General features: G+C 70.7%; 23 protein-coding genes and 1 riboswitch. Of the genes, 6 read left to right on the top strand and 17 right to left on the bottom strand.

What is annotated here, in order from left to right:
* Window positions 1-80: 80 nt before the first annotated feature.
* Window positions 81-833, bottom strand: coding sequence for an MBL fold metallo-hydrolase (locus ACIO3O_RS18315; RefSeq protein ID WP_401746757.1), 753 nt, complete (start codon window positions 831-833; stop codon window positions 81-83).
* Window positions 834-1,480: 647 nt separating this feature from the next.
* Between ACIO3O_RS18315 and ACIO3O_RS18310 the strand changes: the two genes are divergently transcribed.
* Both ACIO3O_RS18310 and ACIO3O_RS18305 read left to right on the top strand, forming a co-directional pair.
* Window positions 1,481-1,969 carry a type II toxin-antitoxin system PemK/MazF family toxin gene (locus ACIO3O_RS18310; protein WP_401746754.1) on the top strand — a complete coding sequence of 163 codons (489 nt, stop codon included), beginning with the start codon at window positions 1,481-1,483 and terminating at the stop codon, window positions 1,967-1,969.
* A 282-nt stretch (window positions 1,970-2,251) separates the two neighbouring features.
* Window positions 2,252-3,466, top strand: a complete 1,215-nt coding sequence (locus ACIO3O_RS18305; protein WP_401746751.1) for an acyltransferase family protein — start codon at window positions 2,252-2,254, stop codon at window positions 3,464-3,466.
* Between the two features lie 88 nt (window positions 3,467-3,554).
* Here ACIO3O_RS18305 and ACIO3O_RS18300 read toward each other — a convergent pair whose 3' ends face one another.
* The 10 genes from ACIO3O_RS18300 to clpS all read right to left on the bottom strand — a co-directional run bounded on the left by ACIO3O_RS18300 (window position 3,555) and on the right by clpS (window position 11,814).
* Window positions 3,555-4,505 carry a PLP-dependent cysteine synthase family protein gene (locus tag ACIO3O_RS18300; protein ID WP_401746749.1) on the bottom strand — a complete coding sequence of 317 codons (951 nt, stop codon included), beginning with the start codon at window positions 4,503-4,505 and terminating at the stop codon, window positions 3,555-3,557.
* 1 nt (window position 4,506) lies between these two features.
* Window positions 4,507-4,791, bottom strand: a complete 285-nt coding sequence (locus ACIO3O_RS18295; protein WP_266653394.1) for a MoaD/ThiS family protein — start codon at window positions 4,789-4,791, stop codon at window positions 4,507-4,509.
* Window positions 4,792-4,927: 136 nt separating this feature from the next.
* Entirely contained in the window at window positions 4,928-5,038 is a 111-nt protein-coding gene (locus ACIO3O_RS18290; RefSeq protein ID WP_318299655.1) for a putative leader peptide, read from the bottom strand.
* 91 nt (window positions 5,039-5,129) lie between these two features.
* On the bottom strand, window positions 5,130-5,903 hold the full coding sequence (locus ACIO3O_RS18285; protein WP_401746746.1) for an ABC transporter ATP-binding protein: 774 nt from the start codon (window positions 5,901-5,903) through the stop codon (window positions 5,130-5,132).
* A 197-nt stretch (window positions 5,904-6,100) separates the two neighbouring features.
* Window positions 6,101-7,147 (bottom strand): FecCD family ABC transporter permease, encoded by a 1,047-nt coding sequence (locus ACIO3O_RS18280; RefSeq protein WP_401746744.1) that lies wholly within the window; start codon window positions 7,145-7,147, stop codon window positions 6,101-6,103.
* Between the two features lie 9 nt (window positions 7,148-7,156).
* The gene (locus tag ACIO3O_RS18275; protein WP_401746741.1) at window positions 7,157-8,146 is read right to left on the bottom strand and encodes an ABC transporter substrate-binding protein; all 990 of its coding nucleotides are present in this window, start codon (window positions 8,144-8,146) and stop codon (window positions 7,157-7,159) included.
* Window positions 8,147-8,184: 38 nt separating this feature from the next.
* Window positions 8,185-8,336: riboswitch (cobalamin riboswitch) on the bottom strand.
* A gap of 224 nt (window positions 8,337-8,560) precedes the next feature.
* Window positions 8,561-8,977, bottom strand: a complete 417-nt coding sequence (locus ACIO3O_RS18270) for a Mov34/MPN/PAD-1 family protein (protein WP_401746738.1) — start codon at window positions 8,975-8,977, stop codon at window positions 8,561-8,563.
* Window positions 8,978-9,048: 71 nt separating this feature from the next.
* On the bottom strand, window positions 9,049-10,518 hold the full coding sequence (locus ACIO3O_RS18265; protein WP_401746735.1) for an amino acid permease: 1,470 nt from the start codon (window positions 10,516-10,518) through the stop codon (window positions 9,049-9,051).
* A gap of 382 nt (window positions 10,519-10,900) precedes the next feature.
* Window positions 10,901-11,500 (bottom strand): DUF2017 domain-containing protein, encoded by a 600-nt coding sequence (locus ACIO3O_RS18260; protein ID WP_401747133.1) that lies wholly within the window; start codon window positions 11,498-11,500, stop codon window positions 10,901-10,903.
* Window positions 11,500-11,814, bottom strand: coding sequence for an ATP-dependent Clp protease adapter ClpS (clpS, locus tag ACIO3O_RS18255; RefSeq protein ID WP_189823979.1), 315 nt, complete (start codon window positions 11,812-11,814; stop codon window positions 11,500-11,502). Before clpS ends, ACIO3O_RS18260 begins: the two co-directional genes overlap by 1 nt.
* A gap of 91 nt (window positions 11,815-11,905) precedes the next feature.
* Between clpS and ACIO3O_RS18250 the strand changes: the two genes are divergently transcribed.
* Window positions 11,906-13,234 carry a nicotinate phosphoribosyltransferase gene (locus ACIO3O_RS18250; protein WP_401746732.1) on the top strand — a complete coding sequence of 443 codons (1,329 nt, stop codon included), beginning with the start codon at window positions 11,906-11,908 and terminating at the stop codon, window positions 13,232-13,234.
* A 101-nt stretch (window positions 13,235-13,335) separates the two neighbouring features.
* Window positions 13,336-13,920: an isochorismatase family protein gene (locus ACIO3O_RS18245; protein WP_401746730.1), complete on the top strand. Its 585-nt coding sequence runs from the start codon at window positions 13,336-13,338 to the stop codon at window positions 13,918-13,920.
* Between the two features lie 64 nt (window positions 13,921-13,984).
* Here the strand turns inward: ACIO3O_RS18245 and ACIO3O_RS18240 are convergent, their stop codons facing one another.
* Together ACIO3O_RS18240 and ACIO3O_RS18235 are read right to left on the bottom strand one after the other, a co-directional pair.
* A complete protein-coding gene (locus ACIO3O_RS18240) occupies window positions 13,985-14,293 on the bottom strand; it encodes a hypothetical protein (RefSeq protein ID WP_401746728.1) in 309 nt (102 codons plus the stop codon).
* 167 nt (window positions 14,294-14,460) lie between these two features.
* Window positions 14,461-16,899: an immune inhibitor A domain-containing protein gene (locus ACIO3O_RS18235; RefSeq protein WP_401746725.1), complete on the bottom strand. Its 2,439-nt coding sequence runs from the start codon at window positions 16,897-16,899 to the stop codon at window positions 14,461-14,463.
* A 520-nt stretch (window positions 16,900-17,419) separates the two neighbouring features.
* Here ACIO3O_RS18235 and ACIO3O_RS18230 point away from each other — a divergent pair.
* Window positions 17,420-17,803, top strand: a complete 384-nt coding sequence (locus tag ACIO3O_RS18230) for a hypothetical protein (protein ID WP_401746722.1) — start codon at window positions 17,420-17,422, stop codon at window positions 17,801-17,803.
* A 27-nt stretch (window positions 17,804-17,830) separates the two neighbouring features.
* Here ACIO3O_RS18230 and ACIO3O_RS18225 read toward each other — a convergent pair whose 3' ends face one another.
* Together ACIO3O_RS18225 and ACIO3O_RS18220 are read right to left on the bottom strand one after the other, a co-directional pair.
* Window positions 17,831-18,532: an RDD family protein gene (locus tag ACIO3O_RS18225; RefSeq protein WP_401746719.1), complete on the bottom strand. Its 702-nt coding sequence runs from the start codon at window positions 18,530-18,532 to the stop codon at window positions 17,831-17,833.
* Between the two features lie 122 nt (window positions 18,533-18,654).
* Entirely contained in the window at window positions 18,655-20,316 is a 1,662-nt protein-coding gene (locus ACIO3O_RS18220) for an RDD family protein (RefSeq protein WP_401746716.1), read from the bottom strand.
* 255 nt (window positions 20,317-20,571) lie between these two features.
* Here ACIO3O_RS18220 and ACIO3O_RS18215 point away from each other — a divergent pair, with 255 nt between their 5' ends.
* Window positions 20,572-21,003 (top strand): SsgA family sporulation/cell division regulator, encoded by a 432-nt coding sequence (locus ACIO3O_RS18215; RefSeq protein WP_189824276.1) that lies wholly within the window; start codon window positions 20,572-20,574, stop codon window positions 21,001-21,003.
* Here ACIO3O_RS18215 and ACIO3O_RS18210 read toward each other — a convergent pair.
* Together ACIO3O_RS18210 and ACIO3O_RS18205 are read right to left on the bottom strand one after the other, a co-directional pair.
* On the bottom strand, window positions 21,000-21,383 hold the full coding sequence (locus ACIO3O_RS18210) for a VOC family protein (RefSeq protein WP_401746714.1): 384 nt from the start codon (window positions 21,381-21,383) through the stop codon (window positions 21,000-21,002). The two genes, ACIO3O_RS18215 and ACIO3O_RS18210, sit on opposite strands and share 4 nt — an antisense overlap.
* 118 nt (window positions 21,384-21,501) lie before the next feature.
* Window positions 21,502-22,875, bottom strand: a complete 1,374-nt coding sequence (locus ACIO3O_RS18205; protein ID WP_401746712.1) for an FAD-binding oxidoreductase — start codon at window positions 22,873-22,875, stop codon at window positions 21,502-21,504.
* Window positions 22,876-23,009 lie beyond the last annotated feature (134 nt).

The raw sequence follows: 23,009 nt of genomic DNA, 5'->3' as shown, positions 1-23,009 counted from the left end.
ACGGGTCCTGCTCGGAGCTCGTGGAGCGTTCTGCTCGGAGCTCGTGGAGCGTTCTGCTCGGAGCTCGTGGAGCGTTCTGCTCAGACCTCGTAGACCGCGCCCCGGCGGGCCACCTCGGCGGGGCCGGAGTAGGTGTCGCGGGCGTCGGCGAGGTTGCGCTCCTCGTCGGTCCACGGCGGGATGTGGGTGAGGACCAGGCGGCCGACGTCCGCGCGGGCGGCGTGCTCCCCGGCCTCGCGGCCGTTGAGGTGCAGGTCGGGGATGTCCTCCTTGCCGTGCAGGAACGATGCCTCGCACAGGAAGAGGTCGGCGCCCTCGGCCAGCTCGTGCAGGGCCTCGCAGGGGCCGGTGTCCCCGGAGTACGTGAGGGTGCGGCCGCCGTGCTCCAGGCGGATGCCGTACGTCTCGACGGGGTGGCGGACCTTCTCCGTACGGACGGAGAACGGGCCGATGTCGAAGCTGCCGGGCTTGAGGGTGTGGAAGTCGAAGACCCGGCTCATGGAGTCGGCGGTGGGGGTCGCCCCGTGCGCGTTGGTGAGGCGCTCCTCGGCGCCCTCGGGGGCGTAGACGGGGAGGGCGGGGGCCATGCCGCCGTCGTGGCGGTAGTAGCGGGTGACGAAGTACGCCGTCATGTCGATGCAGTGGTCGGCGTGGAGGTGGCTGAGGAAGATCGCGTCCAGGTCGTACAGACCGATGTGGCGCTGGAGCTCGCCCAGGGCGCCATTGCCCATGTCGAGCAGCAGCCGGAAGCCGTCGGCCTCGACGAGGTAGCTCGAACAGGCCGATTCCGTGGAGGGGAACGACCCCGAGCAGCCGACGACGGTGAGCTTCATTGAGCTGGGCCTCCGTGGGTGCGGGGTGGGGGGTGCAGGGTGGGGGTGCGGGAAGGGTTCGAGCGTACGGCGCGGGGAGGGTGCTCGCTCCTCGGCCGTGTGCCGTTGTGGGGCAACTCACCTGGGGCGTCACCGGTTCGGGGGGCGTGAACTGGGGGCGTGGGGGGCGGGGTTGAGCGCGGGGTGCTCGGGCCGCGGGGGGTGGGGGCTGCGGGGCTCTGGCTCGTGGTCCTGTGCCGGGGGGCGGATTTCCTGGCGGTGGCGGGAGGCTGGGGTCTGCCCCGCCGGGGCATGGGGTCCCCAGCCCCGCCCCTTCACCTAAACCCGCGGGGCTGTGAACGGGTCCGTGCGGGTGGGTGGGTGGCTGGTCGCGCAGTTCCCCGCGCCCCTGGGGTGCCCTCCCCAAGCGGCGGCGAGCTCGTCAGGTCGCGCCCACGCGGCGAAGCCGCACACGGGCACAGCCCCGCGCCCCTGGGGTGCCCTCCCCAAGCGGCGGCGAGCTCGTCAGGTCGCGCCCACGCGGCGAAGCCGCACAGAGACACAGCCCCGCGCGCCTGACGGGGCGTCCTCCTCAGCGACACAGCCCCGCGCGCCTGAAGGGGTGCCTCCGCGCGACGGGTCGGGAGGGGGCCGGTACCGTCGGGCGCATGGATACCTCGTGGTGGCTGGCGCTGCTCGGCGTGGTGGTGCTGGCGCTCATAGCGGCGCTGACCGACGGGTGGGGCCGGGGGCAGAAGGTCCGCAGGCGGCAGCGCCCCGGTGGGCGGACCCGTCCCCCGGGCAGGCCGACCGGGCCGCGCCGCACTCCCGGCAAGCGGCCCAAGCGGCTGCCGCAGGCCGGGGAGATCTGGTGGGCGGAGGTTCCGTACGAGGACGGGCCTGGCTCGAAGGACCGCCCGTGCCTGGTGCTCAGCGTGCGCGGTGACGACGCCCGCGTCGCGAAGATCACCAGCAAGTGGCACCACGACCGTCAGGGCGTGATCGCCCTGCCGCCGGGCTCGGTGGGCGACGCCCAGGGGCGGCCGAGTTTCCTGGAGACGGACGAGCTGCGGGACGTGGCGCTGTGGGACTTCCGCCGCCGGGTGGGCGTCGCGGACCCGACGGTGTGGGACCAGGTCCGCCACCTCGCGAAGTGAGCACAGGGTTCCCCCACCAGCGGCATCGGCTCCCCGCGCCCCGGGCACACCCCTGCCCCAGGATCGAACCGCATGTACGTTCCCCGCATCTCACTCGCGTGAGTGAACACCTCGTATGTCCCGGTAGCCTCGTCCCAAACGGTGGCGTTGTGCACACGCGGCAGACGTCATGACAGGTGCCCCACCTGGACAGACGGACAGGATCCCGGTCCGTCCCCAGAACAATTCACGACCCTGCCGCTCCGCACGGCGTTCCCCCGTCCCCGAAGCCTTGAGAAGCCTGTGACTGCGACGCTCACCGCTCCACGCCCCGGCCTCGTCCCCACCCCGTTCCGGTCGACCGCCCGTCCCGCGGCGCTGCCGAACCGGCTGGACTCGCTCACCAGCCTGAGATTCTTCGCCGCGTTCGCCGTGTTCGCCCATCACTTCACCGGGCTCGGCAACAAGACCGGGTACGGCACCGCGCCCGCGATCTTCCCGTACTCGATGATCGGCGGGCACGGGGTCACGTTCTTCTTCGTGCTCTCCGGGTTCCTGCTGACCTGGGTGTTCAAACCCCAGGAGCACCCGGTCGCGTTCTACTGGCGGCGGATGGCCAGGATCTGGCCCGCCTCGCTGGTGGCGGCGATCCTCGGCTTCTACGCGTACTACATCGCCGCGCACGAGCACATCGACTGGCCGAGCCTGATCTCCTCGCTGTTCCTGGTGCAGACCTGGTTCCCGGGCGTGACGCCGACGCTGCCGGGCAACGAGGTGACCTGGACGCTCAGCGTCGAGCTGCTCTTCTACGCCCTGTTCCCGCTGGCCGCCCGCATCGCGGTGCGGCTGCGCACCCGCACGCTGGCGCTCGCGACGGTGGTCGGCCTGGCCGGGATGTGGGCGGTGAACTGGTGGGCGGCGGCCACCTTCGAGCCCTCCTTCGAGGGCTGGATCATGCGGAACCCGGTCGTCTACCTGCCGCAGTTCCTGCTCGGCATGACGGTCGCGCTGGCCGTGCGGCGCGGCTGGCGGCTGCCGATGCGCCCGTTCGTCCCCGTGGTGCTGCTCGCGCTGTACGTGTGGGGGTACTACACGGGCCGGGCGAGCCTGCCGGAGCCGGTGGTGGCGCAGCTCGACTACACGATCCGGCCGGTCATGGCGATCCTGTCGCTGCTGATCATCCTGGCGTTCGTGCAGCGGGAGATCAACGGCCACCGCGGGGTACTGAACAAGCCCGCGCTGATCCTGCTGGGCGCCTGGTCGTACGGCTTCTACCTGATCCACCACTCCATCTCGCGCCTGGCCACCTACGCCTGGGGCCGGGCCGGGGACGACAACAGCGTGCTGCTCGACCTGGCCGGATGCGCCGTCGTGGTCGTCGCGCTGTCGTGGGCGCTGTTCCGTTACGTGGAGGAGCCCGCCGCGACGTGGCTGAACCGGAAGATGCCGCAGCGTCTGCGCCGCAAGGTGGGCACGCCCGCCCCGGTTCCGGCCCAGGAAACGAAGGTGTCCGGGTAGGAGGGGCGTCGTACGCGTACGAGAAGGGCCCCCGGCGTCATGAACGCCGGGGGCCCTTCTCGTACTCGTACGCGTACCGCGGAAGACCTCAGGCCCAGAGCTGGCCGTGCAGGGTCTCGATGGCGGCCTCGGTGGTGGGGGCGGTGTAGACGCCGGTGGAGAGGTACTTCCAGCCGCCGTCGGCGACGACGAAGGCGATGTCGGCGGACTCCCCCGCCTTGAGGGCCTTGTTCCCGACGCCGATCGCTGCGTGCAGGGCGGCGCCCGTGGAGACGCCCGCGAAGATGCCCTCCTGCTGGAGGAGTTCGCGGGTGCGGGTGACTGCGTCGGCGGAGCCCACGGAGAAGCGGGTGGTGAGGACGGAGGCGTCGTACAGCTCGGGGACGAAGCCCTCGTCGAGGTTGCGCAGGCCGTAGACGAGGTCGTCGTAGCGCGGCTCGGCGGCGACGATCTTCACGTCCGGCTTGTGCTCGCGCAGGTAGCGGCCGACGCCCATGAGGGTGCCGGTGGTGCCGAGGCCTGCGACGAAGTGGGTGATGGAGGGGAGGTCGGTGAGGATCTCCGGTCCGGTGGTGGCGTAGTGGGCGCCCGCGTTGTCGGGGTTGCCGTACTGGTAGAGCATCACCCAGTCCGGGTGCTCGGCGGCGAGCTCCTTGGCGACGCGTACGGCCGTGTTGGAGCCGCCCGCCGCCGGGGAGGGGATGATCTCCGCGCCCCACATGGCGAGCAGGTCGCGGCGCTCCTGGGAGGTGTTCTCGGGCATCACGCAGACGATGCGGTAGCCCTTGAGCTTGGCGGCCATGGCGAGGGAGATACCGGTGTTGCCGCTGGTGGGTTCGAGGATGGTGCAGCCGGGGGTGAGCCGGCCGTCCTTCTCGGCCTGCTCGACCATGTGGAGCGCGGGGCGGTCCTTGATCGAGCCGGTCGGGTTGCGGTCCTCCAGCTTGGCCCAGATGCGGACGTCGTCGGAGGGCGAGAGGCGCGGGAGGCGGACGAGGGGGGTGTTGCCGACGGCGGCGAGCGGGGAGTCGTACCGCATGTCAGCGGGAGCCGCCCGCGACGGCGGGCAGGATCGTCACGCTGTCGCCGTCGGCGAGCTTGGTGGAGATGCCGTCGAGGAAGCGGACGTCCTCGTCGTTGAGGTAGACGTTGACGAAGCGGCGCAGCTCGCCCTTGTCCTTCTCCACGATGCGCTCCTGGATGCCGGTGTGGCGGGTCTCCAGGTCGGCGAAGAGGTCGGCGAGGGTGGCCCCGTTGCCCTCGACGGCCTTCGCGCCGTCGGTGTGGGTGCGGAGGATGGTGGGGATGCGGACCTCGATGGCCATGGCGTGGGCTCCTGTCGTCCTGTTCGGGAGGGCGTGCGTACCGGGTCGTGTGGCCGAGTACGGGCGGGAAGGGCGCGCGGCGTTTCGTCCCCCGCGCAGGGGCGTGCGTCGTGGTGCGGTGTGCGGCGGTGCGGGGTCAGGCGGCGGTACAGATGGCGCTGTCGAGCCTGCACAGGTCGACGTGCAGGCGCGCTACGAGCAGCACTGTGCTCGGCGTCGTCTTCGCTGTCACGTCGTGGGCAACCATGCGGTCATCGTATAGATTCCCGGCCCGATTCCCGGCATGTGATCTCGACTGCCGAGACGATTGTGTCCGCCAGGCGGACTTCAGGCGGACTTCAGGCGGACTGCGGGAGGTAGACGACGGTGGGCGCACCGGTGGCGGGATGCACGCTGACCTCGGCGTTCACCCCGTAGACCCGCTTGAGGAGGTCGGGGGTGAGGACCTCTTCGGGGGTGCCGTCGGCGACGATGCGGCCGGCGTCGAGGACGTAGAGGCGGTCGCAGTAGTAGGCGGCGAGGTTGAGGTCGTGCAGGGCCAGGAGGTTGGTGGTCCCCAGGTCGCGGACCAGGCTGAGCACTTCGAGCTGGTAGCGGATGTCGAGGTGGTTGGTCGGCTCGTCCAGCACCACGAGGGCGGGCTCCTGGACCAACGCCCGTGCCACGAGGGCGCGTTGACGCTCGCCGCCGGAGAGGGAGGGAAAGGCCCGGTCGGCGAGGGCGCCGATCCCGACCCGGTCGAGGGCTTCCCGTACGTGCTCCTGGTCGGCGGCGGTGTCGGCCTCCCAGAACTTCTTGTGCGGGGAGCGGCCCATGGCGACGACCTCGCGGACGGTCAGCTCGAACACCGCCTGCCCGTCCTGCGGGACGGTGGCGAGCCGCTGGGCACGCTTCTTGGCGCCCATGGCGTGCAGGTCCTCGCCGTCGAGGAGGGCGCGGCCGTGGGTGGGGGCGAGGGTGCCGTACACGCACCGCAGGAGGGTGGTCTTGCCGCTCCCGTTGGGCCCGACGAGCCCGACGGTCTCACCGGGCCCGGCCTCGATGTCGACGGAGTCGACGAGGTGCCGCCCGTCGATGCCGTACGAGAGTCCTTCGGTACGGAGGTGACTCATGGGTCTCCCTTTCTTCGGGGGGGCAATACACGGGCGTGGGGCTGTGTCGATGTGCGGCTCCGCCGCGCGGGCGCGACCAGCCACGAAGCATCCGCAGTGAACCGTTCACAGCCGCGCGGCGAGCGCTTGAGGGAAGGGGCGGAGAGGGGAGATCCCCCGCCGGAGGCGGCCTGAACAGCAACCCACCCCCAGCGAGATCACGAGGGCGCCCCCTCCGGCCTCCGCCGCAACAGCCACAGGAAGAACGGCCCGCCGATCAGCGCGGTGAGGATGCCCACCGGAATGTCCTGCGGCTCGGCAATGACCCGCGCCCCCAGGTCCGCCAGGACCAGGAAGGCCGCCCCGGCAAGCGCCACGACCGGCAGCAGCGTCCGGTGCGAAGCCCCCACCAGCATCCGCGCCGCATGCGGCACCAGCAGCCCGATGAACCCGATCGCCCCCGACACGGACACCAACACCCCGGTGACCAGCGACGTCAGCACAAAGACCCCCGCCCGGAACCGCGAGGTGTCGAGCCCGAGGACGGTCGCCCCCTCCTCCCCCACCAGCATCAGGTCCAGCGGCCGCGCCAGCGCGATGAGCAGCACCGTCCCCGCCGCCAGCACCACCGCGGGCAGCAGCAACATGTCCCACCGCGCGCTCCCGAGCCCGCCCAGCGTCCAGTACATGGCCTCCTGGAAGTGCTCCCGCTTCGCGGAGGTCACCATGACCAGGCTGGTCAGCGCCGACAGGATGTACGCGACGGCGACCCCCGCCAGCACCAGCCGGGTCCCGGTCATCTGCCCGCCCCGCCGGGCCAGCGTGTAAACGAGGACGAGGGCGAGGAGCGACCCCGCGAAGGCCCCGGCGGGCATGGTCACGGTCGTCGCGAGCCCCAGCCCGCTGCCGATCCCGAAGACGATGACCAGCACGACACCGGCGGACGCCCCCGACGAGATCCCGAGCAGGTACGGGTCGGCGAGCGGATTGCGTACGAGCGCCTGGAGGACCGTGCCGACCACGGCCAGCCCCGCCCCGACGATCGCGCCGAGCAACACGCGTGGCATGCGCACGTCCAGGACGATCGTACGGAAGGGACTGGGGTCGGCCTGCCCGGTGACGATCTCGACGACCTGCCCGGTGGGGATGCGGACCTGCCCGAGGGCCAGCCCCGCGATCATCGCCGCCGCGAGGGCGACGGCGAGGACCGTGAGGACGAGGGTGTAGCGGAGCGGCCCGCGGGCGGGCGGCGTCTTGCAGCTCACGGCCGGCTGCTACTTCTTGAGCTCGGGGTGGAGCTGGAGGGCGAGCCGTTCGATGGCGGCGGGGGCGCGGACGCCGACGAGGATCTCGGAGAGCGGCATCACGGCGAACTTCTTGTTCTTGATCGCGGGTACGTCCTTCAGCGCGGGGTCGTCAAGCAGCCGCTTCTTCTTCTGCTCGACGGTCGTCGACCCGTAGTCGATGATCATGATGACGTCGGGCTTGCGGGTGACGACCTGCTCCCACGAGGCGTCGGTGAAGGACTTGGGGATGTCGGCCATGACGTTCTTGCCACCGGCGCGGGTGATCATCTCGTTGGCCATGCCCTTGCCGCCGGCGGTCGAGGCGGTCTTGTCGCCGCTGTCGTACGCGAAGACGCTGACCGGCTTGACGCCCTTGAGCTGCGCCGCCGTCCCGTCGATGGTCTTCTTCGCCTCGGCGACCCACGCGTCGGCGCGCTCGCCGACCCCGAAGGTGCGGCCGGTCTCGGAGATCTCGCGGTAGATGTCGTCCACCGCGCTCGATCCCTCGGTGCAGTACTCGATGTTCAGCCGGGACTCGATGCCGGACTTCTTGAGGTCCTCGCGGCTGCGGCCCTGCTTGGGGTCGAAGGCGGAGGCGTAACCGCCGTAGACGAAGTCGGGGTTGGCTGCGAGGAGCTTCTCCTTGGAGGGGTACTCCTTGGCCACGACCGGGATCGCGTCGTACTCCTTCGCGTACTTCGGGAGGACCTTGTCGTCGAGGTAGGCGGTGCCGGTGACGGACGTGGCCAGGCCCAGCTCCAGGAGGACCTCGGTGGCGTGCTGGTTCATCGGCAGGGCGCGCTCGGGGGCCTTGGTGAAGGTGGTCTTCACGCCGCAGTTCTCGACGGTGTACGGGAAGCCCTTGGCGGCCTTGGCCTGCGGGCTCTTCTCGCTGGGCCGGTCGCTGCCGCAGGCGGTGAGGGGAAGCAGGGTCGCTGCTGCGGCGGCTATGGCGAGCGCGCGGCGGAATGCGGGCATGGCGGTGGGGCCTCCTCCGGGGATACCTCGTCCCCTGGTGCGGATGAGAGGCGGCAGGTCAGTTCCTGGCTCCCGGACGCGGGGGTGCGCGTCCGGTCACAGTGGCGGGACCGTGCCGGAATCTCACCGGCTTCCTGGGTCCTGCCGCCCAGTTCGCGCACAGTGTCTCACCTGGGGGGATGCAGGGGTGCGGGGGATGTGGGCCGGGGGTGGTCCGGCCGGTACGTACCGGGCCGCCGCCCCGGGGCCGAGCTGTGCCTGCGGCGCCTGCCCCAGCCCCGCCCCTTCACCTGAACTCGCGAGGCTGTGGGGGGTGGGTTGCGGTCACTGACGGGGCTACGCCCCTCGCCCCCTGCACGGGCTGCGCCCGCGCGTCCTCAAACGCCGGACGGGCTGAAGTGCCCCGCACAGGACCTACCCGACCACCTCGACCGGCTCCTCCGTGATGACCCCGTCCACGATCCGGTACGACCGGAACTGGAACTCCCCGAGCCCGTCGGTGTCGGCGGTGGACACCAAGACGTAGTGCGCCCCGGGCTCATTCGCATACGTCACATCCGTCCGCGACGGATACGCCTCGGTCGCCGTGTGCGAGTGGTACACGATCACCGGCTCCTCGTCCCGGTCGTCCATCTCCCGGTACAGCTTCAGCAGATCCCCCGAGTCGAACTCGTAGAACGTGGGAGAGCGGGCAGCGTTCAGCATCGGGACGAAGCGCTCGGGACGCCCCGACCCCTCCGGGCCCGCGACCACGCCGCATGCCTCGTCGGGGTGGTCGGCCCGCGCGTGGGCCACGATCTGGTCGTAAAGCGTCCGGGAAATGGTCAGCATGCGAGCCAGGATAAGCAAAGGACCCCGCCCGTACCGAGGGATGGTACGGACAGGGCCACATCGCGAGACGGCTACTTCTTCGCGGCGAACTTCTCCGGGTTCCGGGCCTTCATGACCAGGTAGGAGACGCCCAGCAGCAGCGCCCAGAACGGCGCGCAGTACAGCGAGATCCGGGCGTCCTTGTCGATGCCCATCAGCACGATGACCATGAAGATGAACGCCAGCGCGAACCAGCTGGTCCACGGCGCACCCGGCGCCCGGAAGGACGACTTCGGCAGCAGGCCCGCGTCCGACATCCTCCGGTACTTGATCTGCGAGCAGAGGATCATGATCCAGGCCCACATGCCGGAGATGGTGGCGAAGGAGACGACGTAGTTGAACGCTTCGCCCGGCCACTGGTAGTTGATCCACACGCCGACCAGCATCAGGGCGGCGGAGAAGGACGTACCGGCCAGCGGCAGCCCGCGCGCGGTCAGCTTGGTGAAGAACTTCGGGGCCTGGCCGTTGAGCGCCAGGTCGCGCAGCATGCGGCCCGTCGAGTACATGCCCGAGTTGCAGGAGGACAGGGCCGCCGTCAGGACGACGAAGTTGACGATCGCGGCGCCGACGCCGAGGCCCATCTTCTCGAAGGCCGCGACGAACGGGGAGATCCCGGGCTGGAAGTGCGTCCACGGCACGACCGACAGGATCATGATCAGTGCGCCGACGTAGAAGACGGCGATGCGCCACGGCACGGTGTTGATGGCCTTCGGCAGGACCGTCTTCGGGTCCTTGGACTCTCCGGCCGTGACACCGACCAGCTCGACCGCCAGGAACGCGAACATCACCATCTGGAGCGTCATCAGCGTCGAGCCGATGCCCTTGGGGAAGAACCCGCCCTCGGACCACAGGAGGGAGACGGACGCGGTGTCACCGGCGTCCGAGAAACCGATCGTCAGGATGCCGGCGCAGATCAGGATCATGCCGATGATGGCCGTCACCTTGACCATCGAGAACCAGAACTCCAGCTCGCCGAAGAGCTTGACGGAGATCAGGTTCGCACCGAAGAGGACGACGGTGAAGATCAGGGCGAAGACCCATTGGGGCTGGTTGATCCAGCCGGTGGCGTCCTTCGTCCAGTACTGCATGTACTCGGAGGCGGCGGTGACCTCGGTGATGCCGGTGACGACCCAGAAGAGCCAGTACGTCCAGCCGGTCACGAACCCGAAGAAGGGGCCGAGGAACTCACGGGCGTACTCCGAGAAGGAGCCCGACACCGGGCGGTACATGAGCAGCTCGCCGAGCGCCCGCATGATGAAGAAGATGACCAGGCCCGCGATGGCGTACGCGAGGATCAGGCTGGGTCCCGCCTTGGAGATGCCCTTGCCCGCGCCGAGGAAGAGGCCCGTTCCGATGGCGCCGCCGATGGCGATCATCTGGATCTGGCGGGCGCCGAGTCCTCGCTGGTAGCCCTCGCCCGAGCCGTCGTCGCTCGTGCCTGCGGCCGTGCCTGCGGCCTCACTGCCGTCGCCGTGCTTCTTGTCGACCTGCACTGAGGTCATGATCGTGCGCCTTTCTCCATGCGATCCGGCCGTTCTCGCAAGCGGTGCGCGGCTCGGATCGACTGTGACGATCCTTCGTCGGGGCGTGTGCCCCCGGATGTGGATGGAGTGCATCGCCGGGTTCGACCGGCGTCAGCGCCCCCACGGGACAGGGGTGGCGTCCGTGGGTGGTCGTGCAGATCTATCACGGCCGCCGGGGTGATCGATCAGGGGTTTGTGCCCTATTGCACAGGGAAAAGCAGACAAAACTCCCCTGTGACGGCAAAGCGTCCAGGGGAGTTTGACCCAACCGTTATTCGGATTTGAGCGTCCGCTGAGCGAACATCCTGTTTCCAGGGACTGAGACAGGGGCTGAGACAAGGACGGAGACGCCGCTAAGGCATCACGGCATCAGCGTCTCGACGAGTGTCTCCTGCATCCCGCCCAGCCAGAGGTACGCCATGACCATCGGCTTGCGCGGGTCCTCGTCGGGGAGCCGGTACAGCTCCTCGCCCTCGTCCTCCTCGGTGATGTCGAGCCGGGAGGCGATGGTGAGCCGCAGGTCGTTGAGGGTGCCCAGCCAGCGGCGGGACTCCTCGGGGGTCAGTTTCAGTACGACGCCGGGCTCGCCGTCGCCCGCGGCCGAGGCCAGCGCGTCCAGGTTCCGTACGACGGACAGGGCGTCCTCGCGCTTGCGGGTGCGCAGGTCGTTCTCGGTGAAGCGGCGGAACTCGGCGGAGGCGGCCCGCGCCTCGTCGTCGGGCTCGCTGCGCGGATCGACGTACGCCTCGGGGAAGAGACGGGCCAGCGCCGGGTCGGCGGGGGCCTCGCTGGGGCCCTCGGCGAAGAGCGCGGCGAGCGGGTCGGCGCCCTCGACGGGCTCGTCGCCGGGGCCGATCAGCTCCAGGAGCTGGACCGCGAGGGAGCGCAGGATGGAGGTCTCGACGGTGTCCAGGGCGATGGCCGCGCCGCCGCCGGGGACCGCCTCGAAGTAGCCCGCCATCAGGTGCGGTCCTGGGAGAGGGTCGCCCACAGTCCGTACCCGTGCATCGCCTGCACGTCGCGTTCCATCTCCTCGCGGCTGCCCGCCGAGACGACCGCGCGCCCCTTGTGGTGGACGTCGAGCATCAGCTTCTTCGCCTTCTCCTTGGAATACCCGAAGTACGTCTGGAAGACGTACGACACATAACTCATCAGGTTGACCGGGTCGTTGTGGACCAGGGTCACCCAGGGGGTGTCCGGCTCGGGGACGAGGAACGTCTCCTCGGCCGACTCGGGGCGTTCGATCTCTACGGGGGCGACACTCACCCGTCCCATGCTGCCACCGCACCGGGGTCGTCGCACAAACGGCCCCACATCCGCCCTTAGATTTCGTCACTCTGACGAGATCGGGGGTAGCATCCGTCGTATGAACACAGCGGATCTCGGGCTGCCGGTGGATGTTCCCTCGACGGCTCTCTTCACCGACCAGTACGAGCTGACCATGCTCCAGGCGGCCCTGCGCGCGGGCACCGCCGACCGCCGCTCCGTCTTCGAGGTCTTCACCCGCAGGCTCCCCTCCGGCCGCCGCTACGGCGTCGTCGCCGGTACGGGCCGGGTCCTGGACGCCGTGGAGAACTTCCGCTTCGACGCGGACGTGATCGCCTTCCTGCGCGAGCAGAAGATCGTCGACGAGCCGACGCTGGAGTGGCTGGCCTCCTACCGCTTCGGCGGGGACATCTGGGGCTACCCGGAGGGCGAGGTGTACTTCCCGGGCTCGCCGATCCTGCGCGTCGAGGGCAGCTTCGCCGAGTGCGTGCTGCTGGAGACGGTCATCCTGTCGATCCTCAACCACGACTCGGCGATCGCCGCCGCGGCCTCCCGAATGTCCGCATCGGCGGGCGGCCGGCCGCTGATCGAGATGGGCGCCCGCCGCACCCACGAGCTGTCCGCCGTGGCCTCGGCCCGTGCCGCGTACGTCGGCGGCTTCGCCTCGACCTCGGACCTGGCCGCCGGTTTCCGGTACGGCATCCCCACCGTCGGCACCTCCGCCCACGCCTTCACCCTGCTCCACGACAACGAGCGCGACGCCTTCCAGGCCCAGGTGGACTCCCTCGGCAGCGGCACCACGCTGCTGGTGGACACGTACGACGTGACCGAGGCCGTCCGCACGGCCGTCGAGGTCGCGGGTCCCGACCTGGGAGCGGTACGGATCGACTCCGGCGACCTCCTCCTGGTGGCCCACCGGGTGCGCCAGCAGCTGGACGAGCTGGGCGCGACGAAGACCAAGATCGTCGTGACCTCCGACCTGGACGAGTACGCCATCGCCTCGCTCGCGGCGGCCCCCGTGGACGCGTACGGCGTCGGCACCCAGCTGGTCACCGGCAGCGGCCACCCCACCTGCTCGATGGTCTACAAGCTGGTCGCCCGCGCCCAGTCCGCCGACCCCAAGGCCCCGCTCCAGCCCGTGGCGAAGAAGTCCATGGGCGCCAAGTCCTCGCGCGGCGGCCGCAAGTGGGCGGCGCGGCGCCCCGACGCGTACGGCAGCGCGGAGGCCGAGGTCATCGGCACCGGCCCGGTGCCCGCCGAGCTCCTGGACCACCAGCTCCAGGTCGAGCTGGTGAAGGCGGGCCAGGTCGTCGCCCGCGAACCCCTGGACGCGGCCCGCGAACGCCACACGGCGGCCCGCGGCGCCCTCCCGATGTCCTCGGTCCAGCTCTCGCGCGGCGAACCGGTGATCCCCACCGAGTACGTGTGACCCCCCACCGCTCCCCCCGACGCCCCCTCCCGCAAGCGGGTCCAAGTCCCTACCCTCGGTAGCGGGAGTACCACCGCCGCCCCACCACGTGAGGAAGACACATGCACCGCGCCTTGATCGTCGTCGACGTGCAGAACGACTTCTGCGAGGGCGGCAGCCTCGCGGTCGCGGGCGGCGCGGACGTGGCCGCCGCGATCACCGACCTGGTCGGCGAGTCCCAGGCGGGCTACCGGTACGTGGTCGCCACCCGCGACCACCACATCGACCCGGGCGCCCACTTCTCCGCCTCCCCCGACTACGTGGACTCCTGGCCGGTGCACTGCGTGGCGGGCACCGAGGGCGTGGGCTTCCACCCGAACTTCGCCCCCGCGGTCGCCTCGGGTGCGATAGCCGCCGTGTTCGACAAGGGCGCCTACTCGGCGGCGTACAGCGGCTTCGAGGGCAGCGACGAGAACGGTGTCGGACTGGCCGACTGGCTGCGCTCGCACGAGGTGAGCGAGGTCGACGTGGTCGGCATCGCCACCGACCACTGCGTGCGCGCCACGGCCCTGGACGCCGCCCACGAGGGCTTCGCGACCCAGGTCCTGCTGGACCTGACGGCGGGCGTCGCGGAGGCGACGACGGAGAAGGCACTGGCGGAACTGCGCGACGCGGGCATCGCCCTCACGGGCAAGCCGGTGGTCTGATCCCGGGCCCCGGAACCCCGGCCTCGTGGCCTCGCTGCGGGTCAGGGGCGGGGGCGGGGCAGCGTCAGGACGCCGGGCGCATCAGGCTGCGTATCGGGTGCCAGAGTTCCTGGCGGGATTCGGGGGCAGCGCGCCAGAGCAGGCCGTCCGGGTGGTGCAGGACCGCGGTGATCTCGTCGGGCGTCGGCGGTTCGCTGTTGCCGCGCAGGTAGACGGCGCGCAGGCCCAGGTTGCGCAGGCGGGTCAGGGCCCGGGCGCGGTTCGCGGCGTGGACCAGGATGCGGACCTTGGTGTTGGACGGGCCGGGGCGCGGCAGGGTCAGGGCCACCACCACGCTCCCGTTCGGAAGTCTGTTGAAACCTCCTGCGGACATGCCGATCACTCCCCCGTGCGACGTCGCAGGAGCCCGGCGAACCAGCCCGTAAGACGTCGCGTCAATAGTGAGTAGGTAAGAGGCATCTAAACGCGATCGGCCGCCGCCCGCTAGAGGGGCGACGGCCGATCATGCTCTGACCTGGGGGAATGGCCTAAAACTTACGCTCAGCGACCACTCTTGCTCACCAGGATGCTCATCGTCTGGCCGTCCAGCGGCTGGCTGACGATGGAGATCCGGGTGTTGGTGTCAGTTGTCTGGACACTCCCGGTCGGGTTCTCCTTGTACCAGTAGGTGCCCTTGCGGTCGTCGAAGACCGGGGTGCCCAGGTGGGCGGGGATCTTCGTCGGGACGCCCAGCTTGTGCAGGGTGAATCCGGCGGACGGCCACCAGGAGAAGGCGGCGTCGTACGGCTGCATCTTGTTGCTGATGTTCTTGCCGTCGGCCCACTTCAGCGGCTTGGCGTTGGCGTCGATCGGCAGCAGGAGGCCCTTGCCGGGGTGCTCGTAGACGTTGTTGTTGCGCTGCGAGGTGTCCCACTGCCAGACCATCAGGCCGGGACGGTACGCGTAGTGCTCGACCCAGTTGTACTTCGGGTCGCCGGCCTTGCGCCAACCGAAGTTGTACGGGCCGGACTTCAGGGTCTTGTCGTACGAGACGTACTGGCGGTTCTCCGCGAGGTAGAACTGCGGGTAGTCGCCGTTGATGGACGCGCCGACCTTGGAGAAGCCGCGGACGGTCCAGCCGTTGTCACCGGCGTCCTCGGCGTTGTCGGTGAAGAGCGCCGCGCCGTCGGCCTTGACGGAGATGGCGTCGGCCGCGAAGCCCTTGCCGCCCGCGCCGCCGTCGGTCTTGTAGCGGAAGCGGATGCCGATCTTCTGGCCCGCGTACGCGTCGAGGGGGTAGACCAGGTTCTTGTACGTGGTCGAGTCACCGGTGAGGGCGGGCTTGTCGCCGCCGTCGCGCGGGATGGTCTGACCGTCGGCCTTGCCGTCGATGGTCTTCCAGCTGGCGCCACCGTCGGTGGAGACCTGGGTGTAGAGGTAGTCGTAGTCCTTCTCGATGTTCCACCAGCCCTTGAGCTCCAGGGAGGCGGCCTTCTTGCCCGTCAGGTCGACGTCACGGGAGAGGGTGTTGGAGAGGTTGTCGCCGTAGTCCGACCACCACTGCTTGGCGCCCTCGGCGGGCTTCACGACCTCGGTGGTGACGTTCTTCTTCGGCAGTTCGACGACGACGGCCTGCGGGTTCTTGGTGTTGTACTCCGCGACGCCCAGCTTGTGCAGGGAGGTCGTGGCGGCCTTCGCCTTGTCGTACTTCAGCCAGCCGAGCTGCAGCTTGTCCCAGGCGGTCATGTCGCCCGGCATGTCGCCGATCTCGTTCTTCGCGGTGCCGAGCCAGGAGCCGGCCGACATCAGCGACCAGAAGCCGACCGAGTTCTCGGCGGCGTTGGTGGTGTCGTAGAGGTCCGGCAGGCCGAGGTCGTGGCCGTACTCGTGGGCGAAGACACCCAAACCGCCGTTCTCGGGCTGCGCGGTGTAGTCGCCGACCCAGATGCCGGTGTCGCCGACGGGCACGCCGCCCGCCTTGAAGCCGCCGGGGCCGGTCTCGCCGTCGTCGCGGCTGTACGCGTAACCGCGGTGCGCCCAGATGGAGTCGCCGCCCTGCGCGCCGCCGCCGGCCGAGCCGTCCTCACCGGCGTGCACGACCTGGAAGTGGTCGATGTAGCCGTCGGGCTCGTTGAAGTTGCCGTCGTTGTCGTGGTCCGTGCGGTCCCACTGGTCGTACGTGGCGAGGTCGGCCTTGATCTGGGCGTCGGTCTTGCCGGCCGCCTTCTCCTTGGCGACCCAGGCGTTCACGCCGTCGCGGACCAGGTCCTCGACGTTGGGGCAGTTGTCGCTGCCGCAGTAGTTCGAGCCGTAACGGGCCTCGTTGTAGTCGACCTTGACCCAGTCGGTGACCTTGCCCTCGACCGAGTAGCGGCCCGAGGAGGCCTTCTCGTAGTACGTCTTGAGGGAGTCGACGGGCTTGCCGTCGGGGCCCTTGCCGGAACCGAAGTACAGGTTCTGGAAGTGCGCCTGGTTGTAGTCCTTGTTCCAGGCGGTGGAGTTGTCCTTCGTGCGGTCCGGCTCCGGGATCTTGTTGTGCAGGGGGCCGGGGGTTCCGCCGTACTTCGGGACGGGCGGCTGCGGGCCGTCGCCGTCCGGGTCGTACATCGTGGTGTTGTCGACCTTGTCGCCGAACTCGACCAGGATGGTGAAGATCTGGTCGGTGCGCTCGCGGCCGAGCTCCACGTACTTCTTGTCGCCGAGCTTCACGACCTGCGAGCTGCCGCGCTTCTCGGTCTTGGCCTTGCCGGTGATCACCTGCTCCAGCGCGGTCTGCCGCTGCTGGGCCTGCTGGGCGCTGAACGGGCCGTCGATCAGGTGGCCCTTGCCGCCGTGGCCGTGGTCCTTGCCGGTCTCCGTGTGCGCCGGGTCCTGGCGCTCGATGGGCGCCGGGGACCGGTCGTCGGCCTGCGCGGTGGCGTAGACCGAGGCGGTGGCCGCCGTCGCGGCGAGGGCCGCGAGTATCGCGGTGCCTCGGAAGACCTGTCTCTTGCTGCTCACTTGGTGGTTCCTCCCCCGCGGCCGCCGGCCGATCCCGATGGGGTAGGAGGGGTACCGTTCGCGGCGCGCGTCACAAGTGACGTCATTCGACCGGAGTTGGCGGAGAAAAGACAGTCCTTGACAGCAAATAGGTGTAGGCGCTAGGCAGTTGGAAACCCGTGTCTGCGCGCGCGGCGGACGCGGTCCGTACGGGCGCTCGCGTCTCACAGGGCGGACGGGCGCATGACACTGTGCGCCCCCCGTGCATCGGCACCGTGTGTTAGGTCACGCTTACTTGCCGTTCCGCGAGGGAACCTGAAGGTCGTAGGGTCAGCCAGGGTGTGGCCGGCGGGTCTCCGTGGAAGAAGGAGCGGCGCCTGGTGCCTGCGATTGCAAGGCGGAGGATTGAGACATGGCGGAGCCATGGCGATTGACGACAACGCCGCAAGCGTGGGTGCCAGGGGACGTGACGCCACGGAGGCCCGTCGGCCACACCCCAGACCCCGCGACCCCACCCCCGTGCTCCGAGGACGGAACTGCCATGCAGCGGACGCGCCAGACTCCGAACCGGTTCCAGGTCCCGACGTTGACCGTCGCCCAGTGCACGTACGGCGCACTCACGACCGTCTTCTCCACTCTCGCCATGCTGCTGCTCTCGCAGACCACTTCGGGCGGCTGGGTCGCGGTCATCGCGTGTGCCGCGCTCGTGCTCGGGGTGCTGGTGGCCATGACGGTGCCGATGCCCGCCACCCGCAGGGCCAGGAACGCGAAGGAGACGGCGCGCACGACCGTCTCCGGTCCTGCGGCCGTCTCCGTGCCCGCCGCCGCCACCGAGACGTACGACGAGGTCCGGGTGCCCGGTCCTCGCGCACGCGCCTCGGTCGACTCGGCGGCCTCGGTGGGCGGGCCCTCGCTGCGCGGTTGACGCGGGCGGGCCTCGCCGACGTACCGACTAGGCGGTGGTGACCACGACGGTCTTCGCCGCCTTGTCGTGCAGGCCCTGCTGATAGGGCTTGTCGACGGCGACCATCACCAGGTTGACCAGCCACCACAGGCACGGGCAGCACAGGATCGCGGGCACCTGCAGCACCGCGATGCGCATCAGGGCCACGCTGGTCTGCGGGGTGCTGCCGTCGTTGAGCATGGCGACCCGGAGGTTCATCAGGCGCTTGCCGACCGTCTGACCGTTCTTCGAGGTCATGATCGTGTCGTACGCCAGGTAGGCGGCGAGGGTGAGCAGCGTCCAGAGCATGCTCTTGCCCGCGGTGACCTGGGTGAACGTCTCGCCGAGGTCGTTGGTGGTCTCGGTGATGTTCTCGTACCGGCCGAACGGGATGCCCAGCAGGCCCATCGGGATGCCGATGATCAGCAGGTCGACGAGGCGGGCCACGAAGCGCTTGCCGAGGGAGGCCAGCGGGGGCATTCCGGCGAGCGGGTCGGACCCGCCGTAGCCGCCGCCGGGACCGCCTCCGTACCCGCCGGGGCCGCCGGGACCGCCGCCGGGACCGCCGTCGTACGGGCCCCCGCCGTACGGCGGCAGGTTTCCGCTCTGGTCGTAGGGGCTACCGGCACCGCCCTGCGGAGGGGGCGGCGGGTACTTCCGGAACGGATCGTTCTCAGGCGGCACGCCGGGCGGCGGCTGGTCGGTGCTCATACGGGCAGTCGACCCCCGGCGTCCGGGGCCCGCAAGGGCTCGGACGCCGTTCGGGGGACGGGGTGGGCCAAGTCGGTGAGGCGGGGGCGGGTGGGGGCGGTGGGGGGCAGTGGAGGGTCTGCTCAGCGGCTGCCCGGCTTGCCCGCGACGAAGGTGCGGGCCGCCTTGTCGTGCCAGCACTGCCGCCAGGGGCGGTCGATCAGGCACCACAGGACGTTGAAGACGCCGATGCCGAGCACGCCCAGCACCCCGTACACCAGCCAGCGGCGCAGCGCACCGCCGAAGCGGGGCGGCTCGTGCTCCTCGATGTCGCGCACCTGGAGGCCGAAGACCTTCTTGCCCAGCGTGCGGCCCCACTTGGCGGTCGGGACGGCTTCGTAGAGCAGGCCGAGGACGAGGAACGTACCGAGGATGATGCCGAGGATGCCGACGGTGGTGCTGTCGAGGAGGTAGACGGTGACCGTCGTGCCGGACAGCTTGGCGGCACGGATCTTCTCGTCGATGTGGTCGACGGCCTGGGTGACCAGGGGGACGGCGACGGCGGCGACGGCCGCGCCGAGGACGATCGTGTCGAGGAGGCGGGCGGCGAGGCGGCGGCCGAGGCTCGCGGGGCGGGCGTTGGCCTGTTCGCGGGCGGCGCGGGTGAAGGGGTCCTCGACGGGGGGTTTCCAGGGGGTGACGGGGGTCTGGGGCTGGGCCTGGCCCTGGACCTGCCCTTGGGCCTGAGGGTGTCCCGTGGCGGGGCCCCGGGGGGTGGGGGCGGGCTGGGCGGCGGTGGCCGGGCGGGGGTGGGGTTTGACGGTACGGATGGACATCGTGCCGTCGCTGGAGGGGGTGGGCGGGGTCGGGGCGGGGGTGGGCCGGGAGGCCTGGGGCGTGGGTGCGGCGGGGTCGGGGGTGCGGCGGGGGGCGGCGAGGGGTGCGGCTCCGCCGGGGGCCGCCCCCTTGCCCGCCCGTTCCGCCCCCGGGGGGCGGCCCCGCCGCCCAAGGGGGCTGGGGCTGCCGGCGTCGCGCGCAGGGGGGCCGGCGGTGTCGGTGGATTCCAGGGCCGGGCGTTCCGTGCGGGCGGGGAGGGCGTCGGCGGGGGTGCGGGGGTCGCGGGGGGCCGGGGCGCGGTCCTGGGCCGGGGTGAGGGCGGAGGCGGCGGGGCGGGACGAGCCCGGTGCGGGGCGCGTGGGGGACGTACCGGAGGTGGAAGCGGCGGCCGGGGCGCTCGCGGGCGTCGCGTCTGCCGGGGAGCCCCAGGAGACGCGGCGGTCGTGGTCGCCGCCGAAGCCGGACTGCCGGGAGGTGTCGGCCTGCCAGGCCACCGGGGCTTCGGGGGTGCGGCGGAGCTGGACGTCGCGGCCGGAGTGACCGGAGGCGGCGGGGGTCTCGCGGGCCGGGGACCGGTCGCCGGGCTGGGGCGAACTCCGGTCGGCGGGACGGTCGGCGGGACGGTCGGTGGGCTGCGCGGTGTGCGCGGCGGGACGGTCGGTGGGCTGGTCGTCCTCGTCGAAGAAGAAGGGGCCCGTCTCCTCGACGGCCGGGGGGAAGGGGCCGGTCTCCTCCATGCTGGGCGCGGGGGCCGGGACCGAGGCCAGGTTGGGGAGGCCCGCGGGAGCGACGGGGGCGGCGCCCGGGGGCGGGGTCGGCATCGGCTCGCCGGGCGCGGGGGCCGGGCGGCTGGTACCGGGCACCCACGAACTGCCGTTCCAGTAGCGGACGTAGCCGGGGATGGACGGGTCGGGATAGAAGCCGTGGCCGGGTGTGTTCTCGCCGTTGGCCGGTGTGGGGGCGCTCATCACCGTGTCCCGTATCTGTGAGTGGCCGCGATGTCTTGAGGTATGGATGTCTCGATTTCCGGGGTCCACATCTACCAGACGGCCGCCTGCCACCGGGCCGGTCCGCCGGGATGCACCACTTTTCGGTCATTGCCGGTCGTCGGGAAAAACTTCCGCGGAAGTCGCGTAATGAGAAGCCGGGTGCGCGCTCTCACCTTGTACGGCCCGCCCTTGGGCCCCGTACCGGAAAGGAAGTGCACCCCCATGCGGAACCCCATGCAGCACACCGTCGTGGAACGAGAGCTGGAGCTGAACCTCGTCCTGTCCCCCGAACGCACCATCCCCGTACCGGCACGGCTGGTCTACCGGACGAGTGACCCGTACGCCGTGCACGTCACCTTCCACATCGGTTCGGACTACCCGGTCAACTGGACGTTCGCGCGCGAACTGCTCGTCGACGGGGTGTTCCGGCCGTGCGGGCACGGAGATGTCCGGATCTGGCCGACCAAGGTCGACGGGCGTTCGGTCGTGTGTCTGGCGCTGACCTCGCCCGAGGGAGACGCGCTCCTGGAGGCGTCGTCGCCGATCGTGTCGGCGTGGCTGGAGCGGACGCTGAACGTGGTGCCGCTGGGCAGCGAGCGCGGGCAGCTCGGCCTGGACGACGCGCTGGCCGAGCTGCTGGCGACCTCGCAGGAGGGGGAGGGTTAATCGGTCACGTAGGTGTGGGTGAGGACTTCGAGGGCGTGGTTGTCGGGGTCGCGGAAGTAGAAGCCGCGGCCCTGGTGCTCGTGGTTGATCTGCTGGGACCTGCTGAAGCGCGGGTCGGCCCAGTACGGGACGGCACGTTCCTGGATGCGGGCGAAGATCTCGTCGAACTCGGCGTCGGTGACGAGGAAGGCGAGGTGCTGGGGGACGATGCGGTCGCTGTCGTCGTCCAGGTAGTCGAGGGTGACGCCGTTCTCCAGCGGGACGCTGGCGAACGGGCCGAAGGGCTTGGGCTCCGGGGCGCCCAGGATCTCCGTGAGGAAGCGGGCGGCGGCGAAGCGGTCGCGGCTGTGGACGATGGTGTGGTCGAGCCGTGCGGGCACGTGTCCTCCTCGGGGGTACGTTCAACTGCCGTACCCCACAAGCTAGGCGGGAGCGCGTGCACCCCGCATCGGGCCAACGGCCCACGCGGGGGCCTCCGCTGGACCTGGTCCGTACGGCTTAGAACAGCTTTCCGGGGTTGAGGATGCCGAGCGGGTCGAAGGCGGCCTTGACGCCTCGCTGCAACTCCAGCCCGACGGGCCCCAGTTCACGGGCGAGCCACTCCTTCTTGAGGACGCCGACGCCGTGTTCGCCGGTGATGGTGCCGCCCAGCTCCAGGCCGAGCGCCATGATCTCGTCGAAGGACTCGCGGGCGCGGCGGGACTCGTCGGGGTCGGCGGCGTCGAAGCAGACCACGGGGTGGGTGTTGCCGTCGCCCGCGTGGGCGCAGACGCCGATGGTGAGGTCGTACTTGTCGGCGATGGCGGCGGTGCCGTCGATCATCGCGGCGAGCTGGGAGCGGGGCACGCAGACGTCGTCGATCATGGTGGCGGTCTTGACGGCTTCGAGGGCGGTGAGGGACAACCGCCGCGCCTGGAGCAGGAGTTCGGACTCGGCGGGGTCGTCGGCGGGGACGACCTCGGTGGCGCCGAACTCCATGCAGACCGCGCCGAGGGCTGCCAGGTCGGCGGCCGGGTCGGGGGTGTCGAAGGCGGCGAGGAGGAGGGCCTCGGTGGTCTCGGGGAGGCCCATGTGGGCCATGGCGTTGACCGCGCGGAGGGTGGTGCGGTCCATGAGCTCCAGGAGCGAGGGGGCGTACCCGCGTTCCATGATCGCGCAGACGGCCTCGCAGGCGGCTGCGGCGGACGGGAACTCGGCGGCCAGGGCGAGCTGGACGGGCGGGGCGGGCTTGAGGGCCAGGACGGCCTGCACGACGATGCCCAGGCTGCCCTCGGAGCCGACGAAGAGCCGGGTGAGGTCGTAGCCCGCGACGCCCTTGGCGGTGCGGCGGCCGGTGCGCAGGAGGCGTCCGTCGGCGAGGACGACGTCGAGGCCCAGGACGTACTCGGCGGTGACGCCGTACTTCACGCAGCACAGGCCGCCGGAGGCGGTGCCGATGTTGCCGCCGATGGTGCACATCTCCCAACTGGAGGGGTCGGGAGGGTAGTAGAGGCCCTGTTCGGCGACCGCGCGGGAGAGGACGGCGTTGATGACGCCGGGTTCGACGACGGCGATGCGGTCGACGGGGCTGATGTCGAGGATGCGGTCCATCTTCGTCAGGGACAGGACGATGCAGCCGTCGGTGGCGTTGGCGGCGCCGGACAGGCCCGTGCGGGCGCCCTGGGGGACGACGGGGACGCGCAGTCTGGTCGCGGTGCGCATGACGTGCTGGACCTGTTCGACCGTACGGGGCAGGACGACGACGGCGGGGGTGCCTGCCGCGCAGAAGCTGGCCATGTCGTGGGCATAGGAGGCCATGACGTCGGGGTCGGTGATCAGGGCGTCGTCCGGGAGGCCGGTGCGGAGCAGGGCCTGAAGATCGTCCAGGGGCATGGGGCCAGCCTGGCACTCGGGGCCATCGGTGTGAACCCGTCTGCGGAATGGATGGGGGTGAGCGGGTGTGCTCGTCGTACTGGCGCATGGTGGCGGGATGGATGCACGGGAGCAGGGTGTCGGGTCGGGTGGGG

This window comes from Streptomyces sp. NPDC087440 (assembly GCF_044744005.1).
Lineage (GTDB): Bacteria > Actinomycetota > Actinomycetes > Streptomycetales > Streptomycetaceae > Streptomyces.
The sequence above is the reverse complement of the archived record's forward strand: the minus strand, read 5'-3'. Positions and strand labels throughout refer to the sequence as shown.

What these genes read in the sequence shown, in the direction of transcription:
- ACIO3O_RS18215 (WP_189824276.1), top strand. Translation starts at nt 20,572, where the DNA reads ATGCAGCACACCGTCGTGGAACGAGAGCTGGAGCTGAACCTCGTCCTG.
- ACIO3O_RS18275 (WP_401746741.1), bottom strand. Translation starts at nt 8,146, where the DNA reads ATGCCCGCATTCCGCCGCGCGCTCGCCATAGCCGCCGCAGCAGCGACC.
- ACIO3O_RS18265 (WP_401746735.1), bottom strand. Translation starts at nt 10,518, where the DNA reads ATGACCTCAGTGCAGGTCGACAAGAAGCACGGCGACGGCAGTGAGGCC.
- ACIO3O_RS18230 (WP_401746722.1), top strand. Translation starts at nt 17,420, where the DNA reads ATGCAGCGGACGCGCCAGACTCCGAACCGGTTCCAGGTCCCGACGTTG.
- ACIO3O_RS18295 (WP_266653394.1), bottom strand. Translation starts at nt 4,791, where the DNA reads ATGGCCATCGAGGTCCGCATCCCCACCATCCTCCGCACCCACACCGAC.
- ACIO3O_RS18270 (WP_401746738.1), bottom strand. Translation starts at nt 8,977, where the DNA reads ATGCTGACCATTTCCCGGACGCTTTACGACCAGATCGTGGCCCACGCG.
- ACIO3O_RS18285 (WP_401746746.1), bottom strand. Translation starts at nt 5,903, where the DNA reads ATGAGTCACCTCCGTACCGAAGGACTCTCGTACGGCATCGACGGGCGG.
- ACIO3O_RS18205 (WP_401746712.1), bottom strand. Translation starts at nt 22,875, where the DNA reads ATGCCCCTGGACGATCTTCAGGCCCTGCTCCGCACCGGCCTCCCGGAC.
- ACIO3O_RS18225 (WP_401746719.1), bottom strand. Translation starts at nt 18,532, where the DNA reads ATGAGCACCGACCAGCCGCCGCCCGGCGTGCCGCCTGAGAACGATCCG.
- ACIO3O_RS18245 (WP_401746730.1), top strand. Translation starts at nt 13,336, where the DNA reads ATGCACCGCGCCTTGATCGTCGTCGACGTGCAGAACGACTTCTGCGAG.
- ACIO3O_RS18300 (WP_401746749.1), bottom strand. Translation starts at nt 4,505, where the DNA reads ATGCGGTACGACTCCCCGCTCGCCGCCGTCGGCAACACCCCCCTCGTC.
- ACIO3O_RS18240 (WP_401746728.1), bottom strand. Translation starts at nt 14,293, where the DNA reads ATGTCCGCAGGAGGTTTCAACAGACTTCCGAACGGGAGCGTGGTGGTG.
- ACIO3O_RS18220 (WP_401746716.1), bottom strand. Translation starts at nt 20,316, where the DNA reads ATGAGCGCCCCCACACCGGCCAACGGCGAGAACACACCCGGCCACGGC.
- ACIO3O_RS18250 (WP_401746732.1), top strand. Translation starts at nt 11,906, where the DNA reads ATGAACACAGCGGATCTCGGGCTGCCGGTGGATGTTCCCTCGACGGCT.
- ACIO3O_RS18310 (WP_401746754.1), top strand. Translation starts at nt 1,481, where the DNA reads ATGGATACCTCGTGGTGGCTGGCGCTGCTCGGCGTGGTGGTGCTGGCG.
- ACIO3O_RS18290 (WP_318299655.1), bottom strand. Translation starts at nt 5,038, where the DNA reads ATGGTTGCCCACGACGTGACAGCGAAGACGACGCCGAGCACAGTGCTG.
- ACIO3O_RS18315 (WP_401746757.1), bottom strand. Translation starts at nt 833, where the DNA reads ATGAAGCTCACCGTCGTCGGCTGCTCGGGGTCGTTCCCCTCCACGGAA.
- clpS (WP_189823979.1), bottom strand. Translation starts at nt 11,814, where the DNA reads ATGGGACGGGTGAGTGTCGCCCCCGTAGAGATCGAACGCCCCGAGTCG.
- ACIO3O_RS18260 (WP_401747133.1), bottom strand. Translation starts at nt 11,500, where the DNA reads ATGGCGGGCTACTTCGAGGCGGTCCCCGGCGGCGGCGCGGCCATCGCC.